The organism is Tsukamurella sp. 8F, from assembly GCF_029167375.1.
Lineage (GTDB): Bacteria > Actinomycetota > Actinomycetes > Mycobacteriales > Mycobacteriaceae > Tsukamurella.
In genome coordinates, this window is sequence record NZ_JARFTP010000028.1 from 1 (window position 1) to 24233 (window position 24233).

The following is a 24233-nucleotide window of genomic DNA, read 5'->3' on the forward strand; positions in this document are numbered from 1 at the left end:
CCGGCTCCGTCCCCCGGTCACGACTGTGTCCTCGCCCGCTTTCGCGGCTCCTATGCCTCGCTTAACGCGCAGCTCAGACGGACCGGATCAGGACGGCTGTGCGGGCTGAGGGCCGGTGCCCGGGTCGTCGTCCGGGTCGTGGGCCATGGCGCCTCGATAGCCGAAGAAGAACACGATCCAGCCGATCGCGACCACCAGGAAGTAGCTGACCAAGCGGTAGATGACGGTCGCGGAGATCGCTGCGCTGCCGGGCATACCCGCCCAGACCAGCGCGGGTACGAGGGCGGCCTCGACGAGCCCGACGCCGCCGGGGATCGGGCTGATGGTGTTGACGGCCTTCGATGCGGCGTACGCGACGCACAGCGCGGCCAAGCCTGGGTGACTGCCGACTGCGTAGCAGGCGAACGCGAGGCACGCGACGTCGGCGACCCAGTTGAACATGGACCAAGCGAAGGCCTCGGCGCCGTAGCGGCGGCTGAGCTTGACCGCGCCCAGCTCGTCGAGGGTGTCGCGCCAGCGCTGCAGCCCGAAGTCCTCGGGCTTGCTCCGCAGGTCGTTGGTCCAGCGGATGAGGCGCGCGCCGACCGTGTAGATGCCGTCCGGATGCGACGCCACGTACTGGAACATGACGACCACGGCGACGAAGAGGGCCACCGAGAAGAAGACCGAGTAGGGGCTGGTCTTGGCGCCCGCAGCGAGGGCGCCGGCGAGTCCGAGTACGGCGAGGCCGGCCGACATGAGCAGGCCGCCCATCACGATCTGCCACGCGGCGACGACTCGCGACGCCCCCCACATACGCGTGCGCCGGTAGACCATCGTCGGCGCGATCACCTGGCCGCCTGGTAGCGACTGCGAGACCGCGTTCGACGCGAACTGCAGCCCGAGAGCCTGCCGTTGCGTGCACTTGACGCCGGCGGAGTGCATCAGTGTGCGGATCACCTGCGCGTACGAGTCGAAGGAGAAGAAGACCGCGACGATGCACGCGACGAGCCACTCCCAGCGGACGTTGCCCAGTTGGTCCCACGCCTGGTGCAGACGAGGCCAGGCGGCCACGATCTCGACGGCGAGCACCACGACCAGCAGCGCGATACCCGCCCTGCGGGCCCACCAGAAGCGTCGGCGGGTGGCTTTGGGCGGCGCGGCGGGTGCATCCGCCGCGCCCTCCCTGCTGCCGTCGTCGCTCATCGATCCCCTCGTCCTGCGGTGCGGTATGCGCCGATGCTACCCACCGGTCGCGACGGCTCTTTCGCGTGTGCTGTTTGTCGGTGGGTACGTCTACCGTGGGGATCGACGAGGCGGGTGGCGGGGAACGCGGGCCGCAGGCAGGTGGGAGGACGACGGTGACCGGACAGGACCGTACCGCGCGGAACGCCGCGGCGGAGAGTGGCGAGCTCGCTGCGCCGGCGCGCCGTGACGATTCGCTGAGCGTCCCACCGTTGGTGCGTGCCACGGCCGAGTGGGCGTGGCGTCTCGTGGCGATCGCGGTGGCCGGGGTGATCCTGTGGAAGTTGATGACGGTGCTCGAGACGGTCGTCATCCCGCTGGCGCTCGCGGTGCTCGGCGCCGCGCTACTCGGACCGCTGGTGAACTGGCTGCACGACCACCACGTGCCGCGGTCGTTGTCGGTGCTGCTCTCGCTGCTCCTGGCGATCGGCGCGGTAGCGGGGATCCTCACGTTCGTGGTGCAGCGGGCCATCACCGGCGTGCCCGAACTGTCGGCACAGGTCACGGTCTCCATCCAGAAGACGCAGACCTGGCTCGCCGACGGGCCCATGCACATCCGGCAGGAGCAGATCACCAAGATAGGAGACTCGCTGGTCGGAGCGATCCAGCGCAACCAGGACGCGCTGACGTCGGGCGCTCTGACCACGGCGGCGACCTTCGGGGAGATCGCCACAGGCCTCCTGCTGATGCTGTTCAGCCTCATCTTCTTCCTGTCCGGCGGTGCATCCATCTGGGAGTTCGTGACCCGGGCCGTGCCGGTCGGCACGCGAACCAGGGTGCGGCGCGCCGGCGCGCGGGGCTTCCACTCGCTCGTCGGGTATGTACGCGCGACGGTGGTGGTCGCGGCCGTCGACGGCATCTTCATCGGTATCGGGCTCGCGATCCTCGGTGTGCCGCTCGCGCTGCCGTTGGGCACGCTGGTGTTCATCGGCGCGTTCATCCCCATCATCGGCGCGTTCGTCACGGGCTTCGTGGCGGTGCTGGTGGCATTGGTCGCCAAGGGGCCGATCTTCGCGCTCATCGCATTGGCGATCGTGGTCGGCGTCATGCAGATCGAGGGGCATGTGCTGCAACCGCTGCTGCTGGGCCGCGCCGTGCGGCTGCATCCGCTCGCGGTGGTGCTAGCGATCGCCGCCGGCGCCGTTCTCGGCGGCATCGTGGGCGCGTTGCTTGCTGTTCCGACGGTCGCGGTGCTCAATACGGCTGTGCGGTCGCTGCTCGATCCAGACGATCCCGAGCTACCCGAGCCCGGGCTGCCCGGCGCCCCTTACCCACCGAAGGACGACGGTGACCCGCCCGGTGACGGCACGGATCAGCCTGGCGACGGTACGGATCAGCCTGGTGACGGTACGGATCCGTCCGCTCCGGAGCGCGGCGGTGAGCCGGGTGCTGCCGCGACCTCCTGAGCCGTTCGCGAACGAGGACGAGGCGCGGGCGCCGCTGTGGCGCGGCGCGCAGATGTTCCGCGCCCTGTCGGTCCTGTACGCGGTGGGGGTCCACGTGGCGCACGCGGATCGTTTCGAGCACATCGGGTGGAGCTGGGTGCTGCTCGCCGGCGTCGTGCTGGAGAGCGCCTTCGCGGCCTTCGCATACATCCGGGGTTTCGGGCGGAACCTCGAGTTCGTGGCGGTCGAGGCGGTGGCCACCGGCGGGCTGGTGCTTGCGACGTGGCTGGTGGCGCCCTCCGGCTTCGCCCAAGGCAACCAGTCGCTGCCGACCACGCTGTGGATGACCAATGTGGTCGTGTCCGTGGCCATCCTGTGCGGCCCCGTCGGTGGCGTGGTGGCGGGAATCGCGATGGCCGCGCTCAACGCGGTGTACCGGGGCACGGCGTTCGGTGGGACGCTCACCGATGCGAACTACCCCGTCATGATCGCGCTCGGGCTGGGGCTCGGTGTGTCCGCACGGGTCGCGGTGCGCTCCGTCGAGGCGGTCAGGGAGGCGGAGCGCGTCGCTGGCGAGGCGCGGGCCCGCGAGCGGCTCGCCCGCCAGGTGCACGACGGTGTGCTACAGACCCTGGCACTGGTGGCGCGGCGCGGCGGCGAGTGGGGTGTCGACGGAGCTGCGCTCGCCCGGGCCGCTGCGGAGCAGGAGCAGGCGTTGCGCCGCCTGATCGCCGAGACGCCGAGTACCGGGCCGGTGCAGGTAGCGGCTCCGGCCGCGGGTGGATCCCCCGTCGCCGGTGGAGCGCCCGTCGATGTGCGGCTGGCGCTGCGTCCCTTGGCCGGCCCCGGCGTGACTCTGTCGGAGCCCGGCGGACCGGTGCTGCTGGGAGCGGACGCCGCGGCGGAACTGGCCGCGGCGGTACGCAACGCGCTGGACAACACGGCCCGCCATGCGGGACCCGGCGCACAGTCGTTCGTATTGGTGGAGGACCTCGGCGATGAGATCGTCGTGACGGTGCGGGACGACGGCCGCGGTATCCGGGACGGGCGCCTCGCGGCTGCCCGGGCCGAGGGAAGGCTCGGCGTGAGCGAATCCATCGTCGGGCGCATGCGTGCCCTCGGCGGCCGGGCGGATCTGGTCACCGGCCCCGGCCAGGGTGTGGAATGGGAGCTGACGGTGCCGCGCGGGACGCCAGGGGAGGACGCATGACCGACCAGATCAGCGTGATGGTGGTGGACGACCACCCGATGTGGCGCGACGGCGTGGCCCGCGACCTCGAGGGGCGCGGCTTCGCGGTGGTGGGCACCGCGGACTCGGTGGCGGCCGCGGGGCGGATCGCCGCCGCGGTGCGACCCGATGTGGTTCTCATGGACATGAACCTGCCCGATGGGGACGGTGCGGCCGGTACGGCGCTCGTGCTGGAGAAGGCTCCGCAGGCCGCGGTGCTGATCCTGTCCGCGTCCGACGAGCGGGACGACGTGGTCGAGGCCGTCAAGGCGGGGGCTCAGGGGTACCTGGTGAAGAGTGCCTCGGCAACCGAGCTGGAGGAGGCGGTGCGCGCGACGGCCGCGGGCCAGGCGGTATTCACCCCCGGGCTCGCCGGCCTGGTACTGGGGGAGTTCCGGCGGATGGCGTCGGCGCCCGAGCCCAAGGGGCCGTCCCTGACGCCGCGGGAGACGGAGGTGTTGCGGCTCGTCGCGAAGGGGTTGAGCGCCAAGCAGATCGCGAACCGGCTCACGCTGAGCCATCGCACCGTAGAGAACCACGTGCAGTCGACGCTGCGGAAGTTGCAGCTGGGCAACCGGGTCGAGCTCGCGCGGTATGCGATCGAGAACGGGCTGTAGTCGGGCGTCAGTCGCGTGGCCGATAGGCCGCCAGGCCCATGGTGATGACGAGCATCTGTCGCTCGGTGCGGTCGACGAGCTCGTCCTCCTCACGCGTGTTCCGCGGATCGACTCGGACCAACTCGGCGACGAACCGCAGCATGACTGTGACGAACAGGTCTGCGGCAAGGTCGAGATCCTCGACCCCCCAGTCCCGCAGCGCGGGGATACGCGCGAGGTCGTGCGTGAGCTCCTTGGCGAACAGGCGCAGCTCGACGTCGATCGCGCGACGGATCTCGGGGGATCCGCCGTGCTGCTCGCGTACGAGGAAGGCGAACTCCGCGTCGTTGTTGCGGACCTGACGGCTGAGGATGGCGACCGCGTCGGCGCCGCTCGGGGTGCCGCCGTCGCGGCGGGCGTCGCGGAGCATGCGCCGCAACACCCGCATCGAGTCCTCGACCAGGGTGACACCCAGGTCGTCCATCGACGCGAAATGGCGATAGAAGGCCGTCGGGACCACGCCCGCGGCCTTCGCGACCTCGCGCAGGGACAGGCTCGCGAACGAGCGCTCCTGCGCTAGGGCGAGAGCCTCGTCGAGCAGGTTCTGCCGGGTGCGCTCCTTGGCCTCCGCGCGCGAGGAGCCGCTGCGCTCGGGCGCGGACCGCTCCCGAGCCGACACCTCCCGCGACGACCTGCGCTCTCGGGGCGCCGTGCGGGTGCGCGGGGACACGCGTTCGCGCGGCTCGTCGTCGGTGCGGGTGCGGCGGGAGGTCACGCTGATCAGTGTATAGCCGTTCACCGGTGCGTCAGTGTCCGAGGTCACAAAGCGCGGGGTTGACGGGATGGTAGGTGTCTCGTGCACACTGTCAGTGTACAAGCGTGCACTTAAATGGAGGAACACACCATGAGTCGCCTTAAGACCTTCGCCGGATCGGTGATCCAGGCCGCGCTCGCGCCTCACGCCGTCGACCGCTACCTCGAGCTGGTCGACCCCATGGTCACCTGGACCGAGATCCGTGGCCGCGTCACGTCGGTCGTGCGCCGCACCGACCGCACGGTCACCTTCGTCGTCGATCCCACCCGCCAGTTCGACGGCTTCAAAGCCGGACAGTTCATCCAGCTCAGCGTGGTTATCGACGGTGTCAGGCAGTCGCGTTGCTTCTCACCTGCCACGTCCGAGCACGACCGCCGACTGGAGTTCACCGTCACCGCTCACGACGACGGTTTCGTGTCCGCGTACCTGCGGGACAACCTGAAGGCCGGTGACGTCGTCGGACTCACGCAGGCCGCCGGAACCTTCGCGCTGCCCGCGCGCCGCCCCCGCGACATCCGCCTCATCAGCGGCGGCAGCGGCATAACACCTGTGCTCTCGATGCTGCGTACGCTCGTGGACGAGGGGCACCGCGGCACCGTCGAACTGCTGCACTTCTGCCGCGACGAGGCCGATAATCCGTACCGGGCCGAACTGAGCCTGATGGCCGAACAGCGCGGCGTGAACGTGCGGTACGTGTACACCCGTGCCGGGGGCGGCTATTTCACGGCCGACCACCTGCCCGAGCTCGGCGACGCCGCGTTCGCGTGCGGTCCCGCGCCGCTCCTCGCCGCGGTCTCGCAGCACTACGCCGACCGCGGCGCAGCGGACCTGCTCGCCATCGAGGAGTTCACGCCGCCCGCGACCGTTGCCGCCGACGCGGATGCGACCGGCACGCTGACGTTCACCGAATCCTCCGCGACCGCCGAGAACGACGGCCGCTCCATTCTCGACCAGGCCGAGTCCGCGGGCCTGTTCCCCGAGAGCGGCTGCCGCATGGGCATCTGCTTCTCGTGCACCGCCGTCCGCAAGGCCGGCTGCACGAAGAATCTGCTCACCGGCGAGACCGACTCGGAACCCGACCAACATATCCAGCTCTGCGTCAGCGCCCCTGTCGGCGACGTCGCAGTCGAGATCTGATCTGACCAGCCACCGAAAGACTTTGGGAGACATCATGAGCGAAGAGATCACCCTCACCCGCGACCAGGTCGACGAGATCGGCGCCCGCCTCGAGGCCGTCCGTGCCCGCGTCGTCGCCGACCTCGGCGAGAAGGACCGCGACTACATCTACTCCATCGTCAAGGCGCAGCGCGGGCTGGAGATCGCCGGCCGGGCGCTGATGTACCTGAGCCCGTTCCCGCCGGCATGGTTCGCGGCGGTCGGGGCGCTCAGTGTGTCCAAGATCCTGGACAACATGGAGATCGGTCACAACGTCATGCACGGCCAGTACGACTGGATGCGTGAGCCGGGCCTGAACTCGCGCGAGTTCGAGTGGGACAACGTGTGCCCCGGTGACCAGTGGAAGCACAGCCACAACTACATGCACCACACGTTCACCAACATCGTCGACATGGACCGCGACATCGGCTACGGCATCCTGCGCATGGCGCCCGAGCAGAAGTGGAACCCTTACTACCTGGGCAACCTCGGCTACGCGACCGCGTTGATGGTGCTGTTCCAGTGGGGTGTCATGCTGCACGACCTCGAGGTCGAGGAGATCGTCGCGCGCCGCCGGGGTTGGAAGGACGTCAAGGGCCTCGTCCAGGGGATGTGGCGCAAGGCGGGCAAGCAGGTCCTCAAGGACTACGTCGTGTTCCCGATCCTGTCCGGCCCTCTGTTCCCGCTCACGTTCGCGGGCAATGCCGCCGCGAACCTGGTGCGTAACGTGTGGAGCTACTCGATCATCTTCTGCGGCCACTTCCCCTCCGGAGTCCAGACCTTCTCGGTCGAGGAGACGGCCAACGAGACGAAGGGCGATTGGTACATCCGGCAGATGCTGGGGTCGGCCAACATCGACGGCAACCGACTGTTCCACATCATGTCCGGCAACCTCACCTTCCAGATCGAGCACCACCTGTTTCCTGACCTGCCGGCCAACCGCTACCCGGAGGTCGCCGACGAGGTCCGCCAGATCTGCGAGGACTACGGCCTGCCCTACAACACCGGGCCGTTCCACAAGCAGCTTCTGTCCACCTGGAAGAAGATCGCGAAGCTGTCGCTTCCCAACTGGATGGTGAGTCAGGAGCCGGAGCTCAAGGTGACGATCGAGCGCCTGAGCGCCGAGCAGGCCGCGCGGGACGCCCTGGCGGTAACGAAGCGCCCTGCCGAGGTTCGTGAGACCGTTTCGGTATAACCGACAGCAGGACTCATCCACTTCAGGAGGCACCCCATGGTGGGGAAGATCGAACGGAACAAGGACGCCGCGCAGGAGGTGGTCGAGTCGACCGCTGTCCACGTGGGGCGTATCGCCACGATCATCTCGCACGCCGTCGCCGACGTGACGCGTGAGATCGGCGAGATCCTCACGGATGGTTTCGAGATGCGCGAGGCCTCCCGCCGCGCGCGCCGTGACGGCGACGGCCCCGCCGACGTCGTCGTCCCGCTCGAGCGAGACGACGACGGCGTCCCGCCCAAGCGGGATCCCGAGCCCGAGCCTGGGTCCGACGAGGCGGCCCTGCCGAAGCCGGACTCGGATCCCGACGAGCACTGACCGTTCGCTCCATTCGGTGGTTGCAGCAGTATCCCGTTGAGCCCGCCCCTGATGGGGCGGGCTCAACGGCATGAGAGGGGTAGACGTGAACGGCTCACCCCGGGGAACCGCGGCGCGCCGGCGAGCACACCCGTGCGCACCATCGCGCGGATTCCGCGAGGCCGCCGATACACGTAGTGCCCGCTCCGATCGGAGCGGGCACTACGTGATTCAGAGGACGATGCCGATCATCGCTGCGGGGGTTGCGGCGGGCGAGGCGGCTGGGGCGGTCGCCCACCCGGTCCCTGCTGCGGGCCGCGCGGCGGGTACGGCGGGCGTCCACCGGGACCCTGCTGTCCACCGGGGCGCTGCTGCCCACCCGGACCCTGCGGTCCCGGTCGTCCCGGCATCGGCGGCTGATAGCTGCGCGGATCCTGCGGTGGTCGGCGCGTCGGCATCGACGGCCGTGGTCCACCCGGATACGGCGGTCGGGGTCCGCCCGGACCCTGCTGACCGCCCGGACCCTGCTGACCACCCGGCCCCTGCGGTCCGATCGGTCCACTGGGCCGGGGGCCCTGCGGCGGGATGCCCTGTCCGGGACCACTCTGGGGGCGCCTCTGGATCGGGCCGCTGGGCCGCGGGGCCGGGCCGGATGGGCTCGACGGGGCCGGGCCCACAGGTGTGGCGCCGACCGGCGGCAGCGAACCGACGCCCGCTCCGACGAGCTGCGGCGCAGCGCGGCCGGGGGCCGCGGACGCGGCGCGCGCGCGCGTAAGCGGCTTGCCGTCCTTGGTCTCGACTGGCAGTGACACCTCGCCGAGGCCGATACGGTGCTGGACCCTGCGCATCCATTGCGGCGCCCACCAGCAGTCGTCGCCCAGCATCTTCATGACGGCGGGCACGAGCACCATGCGGACGACGGTCGCGTCGATGATGAGCGCGAAGATGAGGCCGAAGGCCACGTACTTCATCATCACGAGTTCGGATGTGGCGAAGGCCGCCGTCACCACGATGAGGATCAGTGCCGCGGCCGTGATGATGCGTCCCGTGTTCGCGGTGCCGGCGCGGATGCACTGCGGTGTGCTCGCACCGGCCTCGCGTTCCTCGATCATGCGGGATATCAGGAACACCTCGTAGTCGGTACTGAGGCCGAACACCACCGCGATGATCAGCACCAGGACCGGCGCCATGAGTGGTCCGCCCGTGAAGTTGAATATGTCGCCGCCGTGGCCCTCCACGAACATCCACGTGAGGAAGCCGAGTGTCGACGCCAGCGACAGCACGGACATCAACACGGCCTTGATCGGCAGCACCAGCGATCCGAACGCCAGGAACATCAGCACCGTCGTGACCACGACGAGCATGAGCATCAGCCACGGCAGGATGTCGAGCATCGACTGGATGGAGTCGTACTGCAGCGTCGGGGTACCGCCCACCAGGAAGTACCGCTCACCCGGCTTGGCATCCGGCACCTTGATACCGCGCAGCCACTTGACGGCCTGCCCGACGGCCGCGGAGTCGTTCGGATCCTGCAGCGTCGCGCTGTACTGCGTGATCGTGACGTCGACTCCCTTGTACGAGAGCTTGTCCTTAGAGTCGAGCACGGTCGAGGCGGGCTTCTGGCCGGCGCTGAACTTCCCGGTGAAGCCGGGGATCTTGTTCGCCTCGTCGATGACCGCGTCGATCTGCTTCTGCGTCGCGTTGGTGAACACGATCTTGATCGGCTGGCCGGTCAGCGTCGGGAACAGGTCTTGGAACTTGTCCTGCGCCTGTCGTGTCGTGTTGGTGGGCGGCAGGTAGGCCTGCGAGATGCCGCCGAACGCGAGTTTGGTGATCGGGGTGACCAGCGCCAGGAGCAGGACGACGACTATCGCCGCGGCCGCGACGGGCTTCTTCATCACGATGTCCGTGACCCGACCCCAGAAGCCGCGTTCGACCTCCTCCTTGGTCTTGGTCTTGGTGGCCGAGTGGGCCCAGCGCTGCACGCGGGCGCCGCCGATACCCCGCTTGGAGAGCTCGCCGAGGAACCAGCCCAGCGACAGCGCGTCGACACGGGGCCCGAGGACCGCGAGCATCGCGGGCAGCATCGTGAGCGACAACAGCGCGGACATCAGGACGCCCAGCAGCGCGCCCGTCGCCATCGACGTGAGCAGCCCGAGCGGCGCGATGTACAGGCAGAGCAGCGCCCCCACGATGAGCATCGACGACATGATGACGGTGCGCCCGGCCGTCATCACCGTGCGTCTGACCGCCGTTGGTGTGTCGTACCCCTCCGCGAGTTCCTCTCGGAATCTGGACACGATGAACAGGCCGTAGTCGATCGCGATGCCGAGGCCGATCAGGGAGATGATCGGCCCGACGAAGAAGTTGACGTCGGTGAAGAAGGTCAGCGCGTACACGATCGCCGATGACGCGCCGATAGACATCACGCCGATGATCACCGGCAGCGCGGCCGCGATCACGCCACCGAACACGAAGAACAGCACGATCGCGACCAGCGGCAGCGCGATGAGCTCCGCTCGGTGCGAGTCGCGGTCGACGCCCTCTGTCACGGCGCTCGTGACCGGTGTGAGGCCGGCGAACTCGGCAGTGAAGTCGGGTGACTTGAACCCGTCCGCGAGGCCGTCGCGGATCTCCTGCCAGTCCTTGCCGCGCTGCGTATCGTCGGTCGACGTCATCGGCAGGGAGGCGAAGCCCCACGACGTCCCGTCGGCCTCCGTCTTCGTCAGGCCCTCGCCGACGCTGACGTAGGAGAGCATCGACGACTCGTCGAGTTTCTTCGTCCCTTTCGAGCCGTACTTCTCCCCGATCTTCTCGAGGTCGGCCTTGACCGCGTCACTGATGTCCGGATCCGTGACCTTCTTGCCCTTGTCGGCCTTGATCAGCACCAGGATGTCGGAGGCCGACTCGCGGCCGTACGCCTTGTCGGTCAGGTTCGATGCCGCCACAGACTGGCTGGCGTCGTCGTAGAGGCCGGTCATCTTGGTGGCGCTGCCGAGGCTGAAGTAGCCCCAGATCCCCGACACCGCGACGATCGCGACCAGCACCCCGATCAACGTGAACCGGAACGCGTAGGTGAACCGCCCTATCGCTGCGAACAAACGAACATTCCTTTCGACGAGCCGACGGGCCCTATTGTGTCCGACCCGTGAGGAGCGAGGAGAGTGGCCGGAACGGCTGCAGCCACGCACCCTCGTCGGGCAGGGAGTCCAGGGAGACCCGCGGGAGGGGTTCCCGGAACACGCCCGGGATGTCCTCCAGATCGGTGAATTCGAGCAGGGTGGACGACACGGCCCACGCGGCGTGCTCGCGGAAGCCGATGACGTGCACCGGCACGCCCTCGGTGGCGATCTCCTCGAGCGGTTCGCGGAAGGCCTGGCCGTCGGCCGACGCCACGTAGACGCCGGCGAGGCCGGGGGAGAAGCGCCGGACCTGGATATGGTCCAGCATGTCCTGATCGACGTCGCTGTCCTCGTCGATCTTGGGCTTGGCGAAGACGGCGTAACCGACGTTGCGCAGGGCCTCCACCCACGGGCGGACGACCTCGGCGCTGCCGGGCGCGATGTTGGTGAACACGGTGGCCTCGGGCTCGACCTCGTGCCCGGTGGTGGATGCGAGGTGCGCGGACTCGCCGAGCAGCCACCGGCCGAGCGCGTCGAACCGCGGACGGTACGCCGCCGTCGGGCGTCCGCCGAGGATGGCTCCGAGCCCCATGTCGAGGTTCGGGGCGTCCCAGACGAGCAGGACGGTCCGACGCTCGTCGGCGTCGACGTCCAGAACGTCCGGCTGATGCCCCGGGCTCTCCGTCACAGCCACTATCGCAACCTCTCCCATACGAACTCGTGGATCTCGCGGCCCACCTGCTCGGCCTTGCCCTGGAACTTCGTGACCGGCCTGTCGACGCTGATCGGCAGGCGCGCGTTCGCGAGGTCCGGCGGCAGTGGCACACGGCGCAGGGACGGCTCACCGTCGCCCACCTGGCCGATCCACTCCGCATAGTCTGCATGATCCGTCGCCACATGCACTATCCCGCCAGGTCGGACGCGGCTCGCAAGCAGTGAGAACGTGCGCGGCTGCAGCAGCCGACGCTTGTGGTGGCGGGCCTTGGGCCAGGGGTCCGGGAAGAAGACGCGGGCGCCCTCGAGCACCCCTGGCGCGATCATGTCTTCGAGTACGGCCACCCCGTCGCCGCGCACCACCCGGACGTTCTCGAGTCTCCTATCCTGCAGTCCGCGCAGCAGCTGGGCGATGCCCGGCACGTAGACCTCGACGGCGAGCACGTTCACATCGGGCTCGGCGGCGGCCATGGCGACGGTCGAGGTCCCGGTTCCGCACCCGATCTCCACCACCAGTGGAGCGACACGCCCGAACCAGCCCGGGGCGTCGAGCGGCTCGGGCGGCGCGGGAAAGCGGTCCGCAGGTGCGTACTCTTCGGGACCGACCGCCGCCGGGGCGTTCGGATCGAGGGGTGCGGCGGGCGGGATGTCGCGGGCGTAGCCAGGCCACATCTCCTCGCAGACCCGCTGCTGGGCGGGGGTCAGCGCGCCGCGCCGGGACCGGAAGCTGGTGACGCGCGGATAGAGGCGACGGTGCTCCGCGCCGGGATCGAGAGGCTGTGACACGCCGACCATCGTTCCCTATCGATTCACGATGTGACAATTGTGACTGATGTTGTTACCGCAAAGTGATGGAGGGCACGCTCCCTCGCTAGCATGGCGGCCATGAAGCGAACTTCACGGGCGGCCGCGGTCGTCGTCGCCCTCGCCGCTCTGTTGGCCCTCGTCGCCGGCTGCGGAGGCCAGGGCGGCTCCGGCCCGGCGGGGGAGGCCGCGCCGACGGGTCCGCTGCCGGACGCCGCGACCTTGCAGAAGGCCGTGACCACTGCGACCAAGAACCTGCACGACGTGCAGCTCAACCTCGCGGTCGACGGCGACATCCCCAACCTGCCGGTCAAGGCGGTCAACGGGTACCTCACCAACGCGCCCGCGGTCGCCGCACAGGGCGATGCCGATGTGATCGCGTTCGGCAGCGAGGTACAGGCGAAGTTCGTGGTCCTGGACGGGATCCTGTGGGCGCAGCTCTCGGGCGACAAGTACACGAGCATGGGTAAGGCTGCGGACACCTACGACCCGTCCGTGATCCTCGACCCGAACAGGGGGCTCGGGAAGATCGTCGAGTCGGTACGCGACCTCGAGGTCGAGGGTCGGGAGGACCTCAACGACCAGCACACCATCCGGGTGTCCGGGATCGTGCCCGGTTCGGTCATCGGTGTCCTCGCCCCGAAGTCGCACCTCGGTGACCTGCCCTGCACCTTCTGGGTGCAGGAGAAGGCGCCGAACAACCTGGTCCAGGCGCACGTCCAGGTGGGCTCCGCGCTGATCAGTATGAAGCTCTCGCACTGGGGCGAGAAGCTCCCCGTCACCAAGCCGAATGGCTGAGGTTCGAGGGGCGCGCCGGTCCGTGGCACTCGGGGCCGGCGGGCTCGCGGTGCTGCTGGGTGCGCTCGACACATACGTCGTGGTGTCGGTGATGAACGACATCATGACCAGCGTCGACATCCCCATCAACCAACTCCAGCGCGCGACCCCCATCGTCACCTGCTACCTGCTCGGCTATATCGCCGCGATGCCGTTGCTGGGCCGTCTATCGGATCGACTCGGCCGCCGCCTCGTGCTGCAGGGCAGCCTCCTGCTGTTCGCCGCCGGATCGGTGGTGACGGCTCTGTCGAACGACGTCCCCACCATCGTCGCCGGCCGCATCGTGCAGGGCGTCGCGAGCGGCGCTCTACTGCCGGTGACGCTCGCGCTCGCCGCCGACCTGTGGTCCCAGCGCCGCCGCGCCGCCGTGCTGGGCTGGGTGGGCGCTGCGCAGGAGCTCGGTAGCGTGCTCGGGCCCGTCGTCGGCGTCGGGATCGTGGCGCTCGTGCAGCACCATATGTCGTCGGTCCCGCCCGAGGACGCATGGCGCGCGGTCTTCTGGATGAACGTGCCGTTCGCCGTCATAGCGATGCTGCTGATCCAGTTCTCGGTGCCCCGGCGGGCGGACCTCGAGCCGCAGCGGGTCGACATCGTCGGGGGTGTGCTCCTCGCCGGCGCGCTCGCGCTGTCCGTCGTCGGTCTCTACAACCCGGAACCCGACGGTAAGAAGATCCTCCCCGAGCACGGCGGCTGGATCCTGCTGGGCGCGGCCGCCGCGTTCCTGGCCTTCGTCGCCTGGGAGCGCAGGGCGCGGACGCGCCTACTGGACCCCGACGGCGTGCGGATGGTTCCGTTCCTCGCGTCCTGCGCCGCCTCCGTGGCCGCCGGCGCCGCGCTCATGGTGACGCTCGTCGACGTCGAGCTGCTCGCGCAGGGCGTGCTCGGCAAGGACCCCCGCGAGGCGGTCTTCCTGTTGGTGCGGTTCCTCATCGCGCTGCCGATCGGCGCGGTGATCGGCGGCGCGATCGCGGCGCGCACGGGCGACCGGCCGGTCGCGGTGGTCGGTCTGCTGATCGCGGCGGCCGGTTACGTGCTGATCTCGGACTGGCCGACCGATGTGCTGGCGGCCCGCCACACGATCGGTCCGCTGCACCTGCCGGTGCTCGACACCGATCTCGCGATCGCGGGGTTCGGCCTGGGCTTGGTCATCGGCCCGCTGTCCGCGGCGGCGCTGCGCGCCGTCCCCGCCGCCCAGGCGGGCATCGCATCGGCGCTGCTGGTGGTGGCGCGCATGACCGGGATGCTCGTGGGGGTCGCCTCGCTCACCGCGTTCGGGCTGTACCGGTTCGACAAGATCATGAACGGGATGCCGTCCGCGCCCGACGGTTCGTCGTTCTCCGAGCGCATCGAGCTGGTCGCCAAGCAGACGAAGCAGGCGTTCACCATGATGTACAGCGACATCTTCCTGATCACCGCCGTCGTGTGCCTCGCGGGCGCGGTGTTCGCGCTCTTCGTGGGCGGCAGGAAGCAGCATTCGCCGGACAGTGACCCGGAGGAACTCCTACCGTCTGAGGACGGGACCGGCGTCTCGCGGTAGGTCGGGGGACCTACCCGCCGGTCCGACGGGGGTTCGTCATGGGGGATCTGCCTGCTCTGCGCCGGGGTTCGCCGCGCGTGCGTGTGTCGGGACGCGACGGTGTGGGGCGCGCGACGCTCGCCCGCGCCCTGGCCGCGTCCGGGGTCGACATCGCAGGGGCCGAGGGCCCTGCGGACGTCGACCTCTACGCCTTCTCGGGCGCGCCGCGTGCGGCGGACCGCGCAGCGGCGGCGCCGGGTCGTGTCGTGGTGTGGACCAAGGCGGACGCTGCGGGCTCGTGGCAGGCCGCCGATGCGCGCGCGGCCGAGTACGCCGCACTGCTCGGGACGCCCGTGGTCCCCGTGATCGCGCTGCTGGCCACCATCGAACTCGGTGCGCGCGAGTACGCCGCGCTCGCCGCCGTGGCCGCCGCGCCACGTGCCCTGCCCGCGCCCGTTTCCGACATGCGCGCCGTCCTCGCTCCACTCGGCACGGATCACCTGCTCGACCGGCTCGGCGGATACGGGTTGGCGTGCGCGGTCGGAGCCCTGCGCGAGCGGCCCGATCTCACCGCCGCCGCCCTGTCCCGCAGGTTGCGCGGCCTCAGTGGCCTGGACGGTCTGCGCGAGCCGGTTCGTCTGGCCGTCCGTGGCATGGGCGTGCGGCGCGCGGCCGAACGCCTCGATGCCCTGCGCGAACTCGCCGTCGCCGACCCCGCCTGCCGAGATGCGTGTGAGCGGGAGCTGTTGGACGCGGCGGCCGTGCGGTGACGACCGTGCTGCTGTGCGGTCAGGACCCCGAGGCGGTGACCGCATGCCGGGACCTGCTGGGCGGGATCGAGGATGTCGAGCTGCGCACCGCCGAGGTCGCCCTGGGCGGCGACGTACCGGTACCGCCCGGCACCCGCGCCGCGGTGTACGTGCTGGACTCCGCGGCGCCGGCCGACGGCGTCGACGCGATCGCGGTCGCGCGGCTGAGGGCTGCGACCGGGCCGGTGGTGGTCGTCGCGACCGGCGCGGACCGCTACCAGGACGCCGCCGTCGCGCGCGCGAGGTCGCGGGCACTGCTGGACGCCGACGTGCACCGCCTCGACCTCGGGCACGGCGCCGAGCGTTTGCGTGCCGCGCTGCGGGATCTGCCGCCCGCGTCCTCGCACGGCCTCCAGGTCGGCGCGGAGCCCGTAGGCGACGCGGCGTCGCCGGTCCGCGCGGCGGCACTGGAGAAGGCGGACCGAGCGGCCTACCTGCGCTCGTCGGTGGCTCGGAGCCGCGCGGCCCTGCTCGTGGAGTCGGCCGAGGCCTTCCGGACGCGTGCGGACGAGGCGCGGCAGGCGCCGTGCGGGCCGGAGCCGGACGAACTGGCCGAGTTGATCGCGGCGACGGTGTCCACGCTCTCGGCGCGTCTGGCCGGGCACCTGCGTGCGCTGTATCGCGGCACGTTCGCGGGCTGGGACGCGCAACCGGCCGCACCCGTCCCCGATGTCCGTGTGCCCGCGCCCGCGCCACCCCGGCAGGATAGGCGCCGCGCGGAGGATGCCGCGCTGCTCCTGGTGGGCGCGTCCGCCGGGCTAGGCCTGGGCCGGGCTCTGACGGTGCCTCTGGACCTCGTCGGGTCGCTCCGGGTCGCCGCGCTGCCGGTGAGTCTCGTGCTGGGGTTGGTATGTGCGGTGTGGCTGCTGCGAGTGCGCCGACGGGCCGCGGCTCGGTCGGCGCGGAGAGCGTGGGCCGTCGACGCGGTGGCCGCCGCCCGGCAGCGGACGGAACACGAGATCGTGGCGGCGCTGGTGGCCGCCGAATCGGCTGCCTCGCTTGCGCTCGCCCGCGGGATGGTGGGAACCGGGCGGCGCGCTCATGCGTCCAATTGATGTGGACGACCTCTTCTCGGATCCCTTCGCGCCCGATCTGTTCGACGCTGCGGCCGCGGGTGACGGCCCCACGCAGGAGGGGTTGTGGGTCAGCGTGGGGGACGGGTGGTTCGACGTGTCGATGGACGGCGCGGTCGATACCGACGGGGACGGTCGCGACGACACGGCGACGGTGCACGCCGCGGACCGTCTCGCGGTGTTCGCAGACCTGGACGCGGACGGGGTCGCCGACGTGTATCACAGCGTCGCGGCGGACGGCACGTTCCAGACGTGGACCTACTCGGCGGAACGTGGGTGGGCTCTGCTCGATCGAGGCGACCTGGAGTGAGGACTGGGTGACGTGGGATTTCCCACCCTAGGTGCCCCCACGTGCGGCGATGTGCCAGACTGGGGGCCACCGAGATCGGCATGAAGACACGTATCCGGGCTCACCGTGGAGACCGGGCGGCGGGAGTTCGGCTCCCGCCGACGGCCACACGGTGAGCCGGGACCGGCAGGGAGACATTTCTATGACCTCAGCGACCATTCCCGGGCTGGATGGGGACTCGATCCCCACGAAGCACGCGAAGCTCATCGAGTGGGTGCGGGAGGTGGCTGAGCTGACGCAGCCCGATCGAGTCGTCTGGGCCGACGGGTCCGACGCCGAGTGGGACCGGCTCTCCGAGGAGCTCGTCGAGGCCGGCACCTTCACGCGTCTCAACCCCAAGAAGAAGCCGAACTCGTTCCTCGCGCTGTCGGATCCGGCCGATGTCGCACGCGTCGAGTCCCGGACCTTCATCTGTTCGGAGACGAAGGAGGCGGCGGGCCCGACCAACAACTGGATGCGCCCCGCCGAGATGCGCGCCACGATGACCGACCTCTACCGCGGATCGATGCGCGGGCGCACCCTCTACGTCGTCCCGTTCTGTATGGGTCCGCTCGGCGCCGACGACCCGAAGCTGGGGGTCGAGCTCACCGACAGCGCCTACGTCGTGCTGTCCATGAAGATCATGACCCGCATGGGTTCCGCCGTGCTGGACAAGCTCGGCGAGGACGGCTTCTTCGTGAAGGGCCTGCACTCCGTGGGCGCCCCGCTCGAGCCCGGGCAAGAGGACGTCCCGTGGCCGTGCAGCGAGACGAAGTACATCACGCACTTTCCCGAAACGCGCGAGATCTGGTCGTACGGCAGCGGTTACGGCGGCAACGCCCTGCTCGGCAAGAAGTGCTACGCGCTCCGGATCGCGTCCGCGATGGCGCACGACGAGGGCTGGCTCGCCGAGCACATGCTGATCCTCAAGCTCATCAGCCCGGAGGACAAGGTCTACTACGTCGCCGCAGCGTTCCCGTCGGCGTGCGGTAAGACCAACCTCGCGATGATCCAGCCGACCCTGCCGGGCTGGCGTGCCGAGACCGTGGGCGACGACATCGCGTGGATGCGATTCGGTAAGGACGGCCGCCTGTACGCCGTCAACCCGGAGTTCGGGTTCTTCGGCGTCGCGCCGGGAACGTCGGACGATTCGAACCCGAACGCGATGAAGACCATCGAGGCGGGCAACGCGATCTTCACCAACGTCGCCAAGACCGACGACGGAGACGTCTGGTGGGAGGGCATGTCCGCCGCGCCGCAGCACCTGACCGACTGGCGCGGCAACGACTGGGAGTCCTCCGCCGCCGAGGGGGAGGACGGCGTGATCACCGTTGCGGCGCACCCGAACTCGCGTTACACGGTCCCGATGTCGCAATGCCCGTCGATCGCACCCGAGTGGGACGATCCGCAGGGCGTGCCGATCTCCGCGATCCTCTTCGGCGGGCGCCGTAAGACGACCGTTCCGCTGGTCACCGAGGCTCGCGACTGGAAGCACGGCGTCTTCATGGGCGCCACCGTCGGCTCCGAGCAGACCGCGGCTGCCGAGGGCAAGGTGGGCACCGTCCGCCGCGACCCGATGGCGATGCTCCCGTTCCTCGGCTACAACGTGGGCGACTACTTCGAGCACTGGCTCGAGCTCGGTAAGCACTCGGACGAGTCGAAGCTGCCGAAGGTGTTCTATGTCAACTGGTTCCGGCGCGGTACCGATAAGCGCTTCCTGTGGCCCGGATTCGGCGAGAACAGCCGCGTGCTGAAGTGGATCGTCGACCGCGTCGAGGGCAAGGCCGGCGGTGTCGAGACCCCCGTCGGCATCGTCGCCACCCCGGAGGCGCTGGACCTCGACGGCCTGGACACCCCGGCGGAAGACGTCGCGGAGGCCCTCTCCGTGAACGCCGACGAGTGGCGCGACGAGCTCCCGTCGATCCAGGAGTGGTTCGATTTCGTGGGCGACAAGCTGCCCACCGGCCTGAAAGACGAGTTCGAGGCGCTGAAGCAGCGCCTGGGCTGACCTCCGGTCGACCGTGGCCCCGTCCCGAGGAAGGGGCGGGGCAACAGTCGTCTGTGTGGCGAGCGGTAACCGATGCGTGCGGTTCATCCCCGCGTCACCTCGTCCGGCTACATTTCGCCGCATGCGGATCCGGGTGGTGGTGGCGACGGTGACGGTGCTCGCATGGGTGGGTGTGGCACCCGTGGCGCAGGCGGCGCCGTTGAAGATGGAGTACGTGAAGACGACGCAGCTGGCTCCGGGCACGACGGTGTCGGGCCACCGGGTGGGTGGGCTCTCCGGCATCGATTATGACGCTCGGTCGGGCGAGCTGTGGGCCGAGACGGACGACAAGGGCGACTACGGGCCCGCCCGCGTCTATCACTTCCCGGCTTCGGAGGTGCTGTCCGGCACTGGGATCCACCCGGTCGAGGTCCGGCTGCAGGGTCTGGCGCAGGGCACCTACGACATCGAGTCGCTGCGCCTGCTGCCCGACGGGAACCTGTTGGTCAGCTCGGAGGGTTTGGCGTCCTCGAAGTCGCAGCCCTTCGTCCGCGAGTACACGAGGGCGGGCGCGCCGGTGCGCGACGTGCCGGTACCGCCCGAGTTCGCTCCCGACTTCGCGCACCACGGCATCCGCAGCAACCTCGGGTTCGAGGGCGCGTCGGTGAGCGGCGGTACCACCAGCCTGCTGGCGGAGAGCGCTCTCGCCCAGGACGGCCCGATCGCCGCGCCCGGCGTCCCGTCTCGCGCACGGCTCGTGCAGATCCACCCGCGCGGGGGCCTCGACGAATACGTCTACCGATCGGACCCCGTGCCCGCCGGCGCGTCCGGTGACAGCGGGAATTCGGAGTTGCTGGCGCTGAACAGCACCGACTACCTGGTACTCGAGCGCGGCTTCGATCCGAAGACCAAGCGCAACCATGTCCGCGTCTACTGGACCACGACGCGTGGGGCCCAGCGGGTGGCGGCGGGCACCGAGAAGCTCAGCGGTACCGAGCGTGCGATGGACAAGCAGTTGGTCTTCGACTTCGCGAAACTGCCGGATAATCCCGACAATGTCGAGGGCATGGCCTTCGGCCCGCGTCTGCCCGATGGCCGCCGTTCCCTGATCCTCGTGTCCGACGACAATTTCTCCGCCTCTCAGAAGACCCTCTTCCACGTGCTGGCCATCGGCTGACGGATGCCCTCGGGTCGCCGTTCTGTTGCCCGAATGTGACCCTCATCGGGAATCCCGCTCCCTGCTTTGTTGTTCTAATGGCTGCATGTGGGTCGATCTGGGGTGCGCCTCGGGTCGGCTTCGCGAGTAGAGGGGACGACATATGAGCGACGAGAACAGGGAGCGGGTCCGGGAACTGGTCGCGGGGACCGAACAGGATCCTCTGGCGCCGTTCGCGCTGCGTCCGGAGCGTGAATACGCACTGTCGCCCGATCACGCTGCCGCGATCGGATTCGTACGACGCCTGGGTGTCGTGGTCGTGGGCGGTGACCCGGTCGGCGACACCGATTCGTGGCCGGCGGCGATCGACGAACTCGAACGTCTCGCTGGCCGTCATCCCGTCGCGGTGCTCGGCGCCGGCGAGCGCGCCGTACCGTTATGGCAGCGCCGCGGCCTGAAGGGCATTCCGATCGGCCGGGACGTGGTGATCGCGACGGGCGGCTTCGACCTCGTCGGCCGCAAGTACCGCAACGTCCGCCAGGGGATCCAGCGCTCCCGCAACGCCGGGGTCACCGTCGATGTGTATCGCGAGGGCGAGTTGCCCGACGACGTCGTCGGCGCTCTCCGAGCGATGGAGCGACGGCTCGGGCGCGACCCGTCCCGCGGCTTCTCGATGATTCTGGGACGGATGTTCGACGGTTCCGCGCCCAACGCCGTAGTGGCCGTCGCCGGCGACGCGGGAGGACGCGTCATCGCCGCCCATCGCTACCTGCCCGCCGGCCCGGACCTTTCGCTGGACCTGCCGCTGCGCGAACCGGGAGCCGGCAACGGTGTCGATGAGCGTCTGGTCGCCGAGGTGGTCGAGTGGGGGCGGCAGAACGGCGTCAAGCGTGTCTCGCTAGCCTTCGCCCCGTTCCCCGATCTGTTCGCGGTCAAGGACGGCTCGCTGCCCGTGCGGGCGGCGCAGCGAGCGGTACACGTCTTCGACCCCGTGATCCATGTGGAGCGGCTCTATCGATACCTGCGCAAGTTCCACGCCTTCGGGCAGCAGCGCTACGTCATGCTGAAGCCTGCCCAGATCCTCTGGGCCGCTACCGCATTCATCCTGCTGGAGCTGGGCAGCTACAGTCGCCGCAGCCGCGCGATCGCGCGCACCCGGGGGATTCGCGCGTAATGTGCGGTGCCGGGCGTTTGCCCGGCGCGCGTGTGGCGGGTCCCCGCGGATGCGGCGTACTTTCGCACACATGGATCCCCAGACCGTGGACACCGCATATGCCTCGCTGCAGCAGCAGTCGCAGAACACCGCCGCGCTGATCTCCAGGCTCGGCGACAAGCTGGGGCAGGCCGCCGCAGCGGGCGACGTCGACGCCCGCGAATGGCAACTCGACCTCCGCGAGCTGGCGCTGGCTGTGCAGTCGGAGGAGATGGCGGCGCAGTCCCTCCTGAACTCCATCCACTCGCTGGTGGACAACCACGTGCAGCAGACGTACCAGCAGCCTGCTCAGCCCGCCTATCAGCAGCCCGCGCAGTACCAACAGCCGATGCAGTATGCGCAGCCGCAGGGTGGGATGCTGCATCGCTTCCTCGGCGGTGGCTTCGGAAGTGCCATCGCGTCCGGAGCGGGCTTCGCGATCGGTGACGATCTCATCCGAGACATCTTCTGACCGACATCCTCTGGCCGTCGGCGGCGCCGCCGGCGGAACGTTCTCGAGCGTATGGCGCTCACACCCGGGCGAGTTGCTCCAATGCGCGAGCGATGTCGGCGGCTTCGATGCGCATCAGTGCAGCCTCGTCGACGGCGTCCAGATCCCGGGCGGCCAAGCGCATCTCGCGCTCCTCCTCCGCGGATTCCACGAGGTTGCGGATGAAACGGCCGTTGCCGAGGCCGTCGATCCGGTCGCCGAGACGAGCACACGCGTCCTCCACCAGGATCGCAGCTTGGCCCGAGAGCATCGAATCACGGGAACGTGCAATAGATTCCGCGATCTCCGCGAGCTCGGCGGCGGAGTACGACGGGAAACGGATACGGCGCGCGAAGCGCGATCTCAGGCCCTCGTTGGCCGCGAACAGGCGCTCGATCTCGCCGTCGTAGCCGGCGATGATGACGACCAGACGATCGCGCTCGTTCTCCATCCGGGCGAGCAGCGTGTCGACAGCCTCCCGGCCGAATGCGTCCCCACCCGAGAGTCCCTCCTGCACAAGAGTGTATGCCTCGTCGATGAAGAGAACACCGTCCAGGGCCGAGTCGATGAGCGCCCCGGTCTTGATCGCGGTCTCGCCGAGGTGCCGTCCGACGAAGTCCTTGCGCGAGGCCTCGACGACGGTGTCGGTGGCCAATAGGCCCACTGCGCAGTATATGCGTGCCACGATGCGCGCGACCGTCGTCTTGCCGGTGCCGGGCGGTCCGGTGAAGGCGAGGTGCAACGAACGCGGGGCACTGGCGAGGCCACGCCCGGTGCGAACCTGTGCGAGGCGCACGGCCGATTCGAGTCGCGCCACTTGGGCTTTCACCTCTGTGAGTCCGGTCTGGCGAGCCAGTTCGGCGTGTGCGGATGCCAGAAGGTCGTCGCCGGGTTCCTCGGCCGAGGGGACCGACGACGGATCCCACGGATCCGCCCGGGTAGCGACCTCGTCCGCCGGTGCGATCCGCAACCGATACGAGGTGTCGTCGAGTGCGGCCGCTGCAGCGTCGAATCCGTCGGCGCGGCAGCGTTCCAACAGGTCTCGGGCACCGGACTCGTCACCTTGTTCACGTAGTACGAGGGCCCGGCAGAAGCGTGCGGAGGCCGCCGCGCTGGGGAGTGGACCGCTCTCCGCGGCAGTCAGCAGACGCGTCGCCTGCGGAAACCGTCCCAGCTGCGCGGCGGCCGAGCCTGCCAGCGCGGCGGCGGCCGCTCGTAGGTACACGTCGTCCCACGCGGTCGCGCCGTCGAGCTGGTTCAGAACGTCCGCCCACCGCCGGGCGCCGGTGTACATGACGGCACGGACATACTGTGCGACAGGCGAATACGGGACATCGGCAAGCACCGTGTCGGCGTCGGCGGGTGCGCCGTCGGCGGCCAGGCGAGCGGCGTATGCGACGTGTGCCGTGGCCGCATCCCGTATCGGGTAGTCGACGTGCATGCCCGTCGGGAAGGAGGCCGTGAGCGGTGGCGTGAGCCCGACACGGCGTTGCAGACGCCCCACGCTGTCTGCTGAGAGGTGCAGCGCGCCCAGCACTTCCGCCGTGAGTTCACCCGCGGCCGCGCGCCCGAGCCACGCGTCACCGCATCCGGCGTCGAGTGCGCAGGCGGCGGCGAAGGCTCTGCGCGCCGCCGCCTCGTCGGGAACCCCCGCATCGAACCCGGCAACCGGGAAGCCCAGCGCCGCAACGCCGGCACAGAACGCGCGTTCCACCGTCATGGATCCCCCAACCCCGCGGCCGCTCCCCCGAGCGACCGAGGCCAGGCTACCGCGCGAGGCGCGAGATCCGGTCCAATTCGGTCAGATCCGGCCCGAACTGATCGGAATGCCACAGACGCAGGCGCCACCGCTCGGAACCGTCGACGGTGATCGAACACCCCTCGAGTTCGTAGTATCCGCGCGCGACGGGGAACTCGAAGGCGACCTCCCCGCCGGAGAAGAACTCGAGCTCGCCCGATGTGTCGAGGCAGACCTGCGTGCGCAGCGTCCGGTCCCAGTCGCCGGCGGGCCGGGGTACGGCGTCCCAGTGCTCGACGGTCACCGGCATCGAGCGGACCGAACGAGACGGTGACGCGAAGCCCGCCGTTGCCTGATTGGTGGCCGCCCCGTGCACGGTCACGGCGGCGACCAGGTCCTCGGGGACCCGGGTACCGAAGCAGCTTGCGAAGAACATGCCGTCCTCCAGGTCCAGCGTCGCGTCCAGGGACGTGAGGACGTGCGGCTCGAGTTCCATTCCTTGATCTTCCCGGACCGCTTACGTCCGCGCGAACT

At 69.7% G+C, this 24233-nt stretch carries 22 protein-coding genes; 15 read left to right on the plus strand and 7 right to left on the minus strand.

The window, feature by feature from the left end; genetic code table 11:
* Window positions 1-87: 87 nt before the first annotated feature.
* A complete protein-coding gene (locus P0W64_RS17775; RefSeq protein ID WP_275481501.1) occupies window positions 88-1185 on the minus strand; it encodes a YbhN family protein in 1098 nt (365 codons plus the stop codon).
* A 236-nt stretch (window positions 1186-1421) separates the two neighbouring features.
* Between P0W64_RS17775 and P0W64_RS17780 the strand changes: the two genes are divergently transcribed.
* Genes P0W64_RS17780 through P0W64_RS17790 form a run of 3 tightly spaced genes read left to right on the plus strand, consistent with a single transcriptional unit; the run spans window position 1422 to window position 4454 of the window.
* Entirely contained in the window at window positions 1422-2630 is a 1209-nt protein-coding gene (locus tag P0W64_RS17780; RefSeq protein ID WP_275481538.1) for an AI-2E family transporter, read from the plus strand.
* Entirely contained in the window at window positions 2566-3819 is a 1254-nt protein-coding gene (locus P0W64_RS17785) for an ATP-binding protein (protein ID WP_275481502.1), read from the plus strand. Before P0W64_RS17780 ends, P0W64_RS17785 begins: the two co-directional genes overlap by 65 nt.
* Complete coding sequence (locus P0W64_RS17790; RefSeq protein WP_275481503.1) at window positions 3816-4454, plus strand: response regulator transcription factor; 639 nt, start codon at window positions 3816-3818, stop codon at window positions 4452-4454. Before P0W64_RS17785 ends, P0W64_RS17790 begins: the two co-directional genes overlap by 4 nt.
* 7 nt (window positions 4455-4461) lie before the next feature.
* Here P0W64_RS17790 and P0W64_RS17795 read toward each other — a convergent pair whose 3' ends face one another.
* On the minus strand, window positions 4462-5208 hold the full coding sequence (locus P0W64_RS17795) for a TetR family transcriptional regulator (protein WP_343232878.1): 747 nt from the start codon (window positions 5206-5208) through the stop codon (window positions 4462-4464).
* Window positions 5209-5337: 129 nt separating this feature from the next.
* Here P0W64_RS17795 and P0W64_RS17800 point away from each other — a divergent pair, with 129 nt between their 5' ends.
* From P0W64_RS17800 to P0W64_RS17810, 3 genes are read left to right on the plus strand one after another with little or no spacing between them, the layout of a single operon-like run.
* Window positions 5338-6384 (plus strand): FAD-binding oxidoreductase, encoded by a 1047-nt coding sequence (locus tag P0W64_RS17800; RefSeq protein WP_275481504.1) that lies wholly within the window; start codon window positions 5338-5340, stop codon window positions 6382-6384.
* A 31-nt stretch (window positions 6385-6415) separates the two neighbouring features.
* A complete protein-coding gene (locus P0W64_RS17805) occupies window positions 6416-7597 on the plus strand; it encodes an acyl-CoA desaturase (protein WP_275481540.1) in 1182 nt (393 codons plus the stop codon).
* 36 nt (window positions 7598-7633) lie between these two features.
* A complete protein-coding gene (locus P0W64_RS17810) occupies window positions 7634-7954 on the plus strand; it encodes a hypothetical protein (RefSeq protein ID WP_275481505.1) in 321 nt (106 codons plus the stop codon).
* A gap of 227 nt (window positions 7955-8181) precedes the next feature.
* Here the strand turns inward: P0W64_RS17810 and P0W64_RS17815 are convergent, their stop codons facing one another.
* From P0W64_RS17815 to trmB, 3 genes are read right to left on the minus strand one after another with little or no spacing between them, the layout of a single operon-like run.
* Complete coding sequence (locus P0W64_RS17815) at window positions 8182-11034, minus strand: MMPL family transporter (RefSeq protein WP_275481506.1); 2853 nt, start codon at window positions 11032-11034, stop codon at window positions 8182-8184.
* 31 nt (window positions 11035-11065) lie between these two features.
* Complete coding sequence (locus tag P0W64_RS17820) at window positions 11066-11743, minus strand: NYN domain-containing protein (protein WP_275481541.1); 678 nt, start codon at window positions 11741-11743, stop codon at window positions 11066-11068.
* A 5-nt stretch (window positions 11744-11748) separates the two neighbouring features.
* Window positions 11749-12555 (minus strand): tRNA (guanosine(46)-N7)-methyltransferase TrmB, encoded by an 807-nt coding sequence (gene trmB / locus P0W64_RS17825; protein ID WP_275481507.1) that lies wholly within the window; start codon window positions 12553-12555, stop codon window positions 11749-11751.
* A gap of 99 nt (window positions 12556-12654) precedes the next feature.
* Between trmB and P0W64_RS17830 the strand changes: the two genes are divergently transcribed.
* The 9 genes from P0W64_RS17830 to P0W64_RS17870 all read left to right on the plus strand — a co-directional run bounded on the left by P0W64_RS17830 (window position 12655) and on the right by P0W64_RS17870 (window position 21943).
* On the plus strand, window positions 12655-13371 hold the full coding sequence (locus tag P0W64_RS17830) for an LppX_LprAFG lipoprotein (protein ID WP_275481508.1): 717 nt from the start codon (window positions 12655-12657) through the stop codon (window positions 13369-13371).
* A complete protein-coding gene (locus tag P0W64_RS17835; protein ID WP_275481509.1) occupies window positions 13364-14947 on the plus strand; it encodes an MFS transporter in 1584 nt (527 codons plus the stop codon). Before P0W64_RS17830 ends, P0W64_RS17835 begins: the two co-directional genes overlap by 8 nt.
* A gap of 38 nt (window positions 14948-14985) precedes the next feature.
* Window positions 14986-15696, plus strand: coding sequence for a hypothetical protein (locus P0W64_RS17840; RefSeq protein ID WP_275481510.1), 711 nt, complete (start codon window positions 14986-14988; stop codon window positions 15694-15696).
* Window positions 15693-16790: a hypothetical protein gene (locus tag P0W64_RS17845; RefSeq protein ID WP_275481511.1), complete on the plus strand. Its 1098-nt coding sequence runs from the start codon at window positions 15693-15695 to the stop codon at window positions 16788-16790. Before P0W64_RS17840 ends, P0W64_RS17845 begins: the two co-directional genes overlap by 4 nt.
* A complete protein-coding gene (locus P0W64_RS17850) occupies window positions 16777-17118 on the plus strand; it encodes a DUF6802 family protein (protein WP_275481512.1) in 342 nt (113 codons plus the stop codon). Before P0W64_RS17845 ends, P0W64_RS17850 begins: the two co-directional genes overlap by 14 nt.
* Before the next feature lie 181 nt (window positions 17119-17299).
* The gene (locus tag P0W64_RS17855; protein ID WP_275481513.1) at window positions 17300-19144 is read left to right on the plus strand and encodes a phosphoenolpyruvate carboxykinase (GTP); all 1845 of its coding nucleotides are present in this window, start codon (window positions 17300-17302) and stop codon (window positions 19142-19144) included.
* 121 nt (window positions 19145-19265) lie between these two features.
* Window positions 19266-20300, plus strand: coding sequence for an esterase-like activity of phytase family protein (locus P0W64_RS17860; protein WP_275481514.1), 1035 nt, complete (start codon window positions 19266-19268; stop codon window positions 20298-20300).
* Between the two features lie 142 nt (window positions 20301-20442).
* On the plus strand, window positions 20443-21453 hold the full coding sequence (locus P0W64_RS17865) for a phosphatidylglycerol lysyltransferase domain-containing protein (RefSeq protein ID WP_275481515.1): 1011 nt from the start codon (window positions 20443-20445) through the stop codon (window positions 21451-21453).
* Between the two features lie 70 nt (window positions 21454-21523).
* Window positions 21524-21943, plus strand: a complete 420-nt coding sequence (locus tag P0W64_RS17870) for a hypothetical protein (protein WP_275481516.1) — start codon at window positions 21524-21526, stop codon at window positions 21941-21943.
* A 58-nt stretch (window positions 21944-22001) separates the two neighbouring features.
* Here P0W64_RS17870 and eccA read toward each other — a convergent pair whose 3' ends face one another.
* Together eccA and P0W64_RS17880 are read right to left on the minus strand one after the other, a co-directional pair.
* The gene (gene eccA / locus P0W64_RS17875) at window positions 22002-23681 is read right to left on the minus strand and encodes a type VII secretion AAA-ATPase EccA (protein WP_275481517.1); all 1680 of its coding nucleotides are present in this window, start codon (window positions 23679-23681) and stop codon (window positions 22002-22004) included.
* 46 nt (window positions 23682-23727) lie between these two features.
* A complete protein-coding gene (locus P0W64_RS17880; RefSeq protein ID WP_275481518.1) occupies window positions 23728-24195 on the minus strand; it encodes a hypothetical protein in 468 nt (155 codons plus the stop codon).
* Between the last annotated feature and the right edge of the window lie 38 nt (window positions 24196-24233).

Bases quoted from the DNA above. Each gene is read 5' to 3' on its own strand.
- P0W64_RS17775 (WP_275481501.1), bottom strand. From the start codon at position 1,185: ATGAGCGACGACGGCAGCAGGGAGGGCGCGGCGGATGCACCCGCCGCG.
- P0W64_RS17790 (WP_275481503.1), top strand. From the start codon at position 3,816: ATGACCGACCAGATCAGCGTGATGGTGGTGGACGACCACCCGATGTGG.
- P0W64_RS17800 (WP_275481504.1), top strand. From the start codon at position 5,338: ATGAGTCGCCTTAAGACCTTCGCCGGATCGGTGATCCAGGCCGCGCTC.
- P0W64_RS17810 (WP_275481505.1), top strand. From the start codon at position 7,634: ATGGTGGGGAAGATCGAACGGAACAAGGACGCCGCGCAGGAGGTGGTC.
- P0W64_RS17830 (WP_275481508.1), top strand. From the start codon at position 12,655: ATGAAGCGAACTTCACGGGCGGCCGCGGTCGTCGTCGCCCTCGCCGCT.
- P0W64_RS17835 (WP_275481509.1), top strand. From the start codon at position 13,364: ATGGCTGAGGTTCGAGGGGCGCGCCGGTCCGTGGCACTCGGGGCCGGC.
- P0W64_RS17840 (WP_275481510.1), top strand. From the start codon at position 14,986: ATGGGGGATCTGCCTGCTCTGCGCCGGGGTTCGCCGCGCGTGCGTGTG.
- P0W64_RS17850 (WP_275481512.1), top strand. From the start codon at position 16,777: ATGCGTCCAATTGATGTGGACGACCTCTTCTCGGATCCCTTCGCGCCC.
- P0W64_RS17855 (WP_275481513.1), top strand. From the start codon at position 17,300: ATGACCTCAGCGACCATTCCCGGGCTGGATGGGGACTCGATCCCCACG.
- P0W64_RS17860 (WP_275481514.1), top strand. From the start codon at position 19,266: ATGCGGATCCGGGTGGTGGTGGCGACGGTGACGGTGCTCGCATGGGTG.
- P0W64_RS17865 (WP_275481515.1), top strand. From the start codon at position 20,443: ATGAGCGACGAGAACAGGGAGCGGGTCCGGGAACTGGTCGCGGGGACC.
- P0W64_RS17870 (WP_275481516.1), top strand. From the start codon at position 21,524: ATGGATCCCCAGACCGTGGACACCGCATATGCCTCGCTGCAGCAGCAG.
- eccA (WP_275481517.1), bottom strand. From the start codon at position 23,681: ATGACGGTGGAACGCGCGTTCTGTGCCGGCGTTGCGGCGCTGGGCTTC.
- P0W64_RS17880 (WP_275481518.1), bottom strand. From the start codon at position 24,195: ATGGAACTCGAGCCGCACGTCCTCACGTCCCTGGACGCGACGCTGGAC.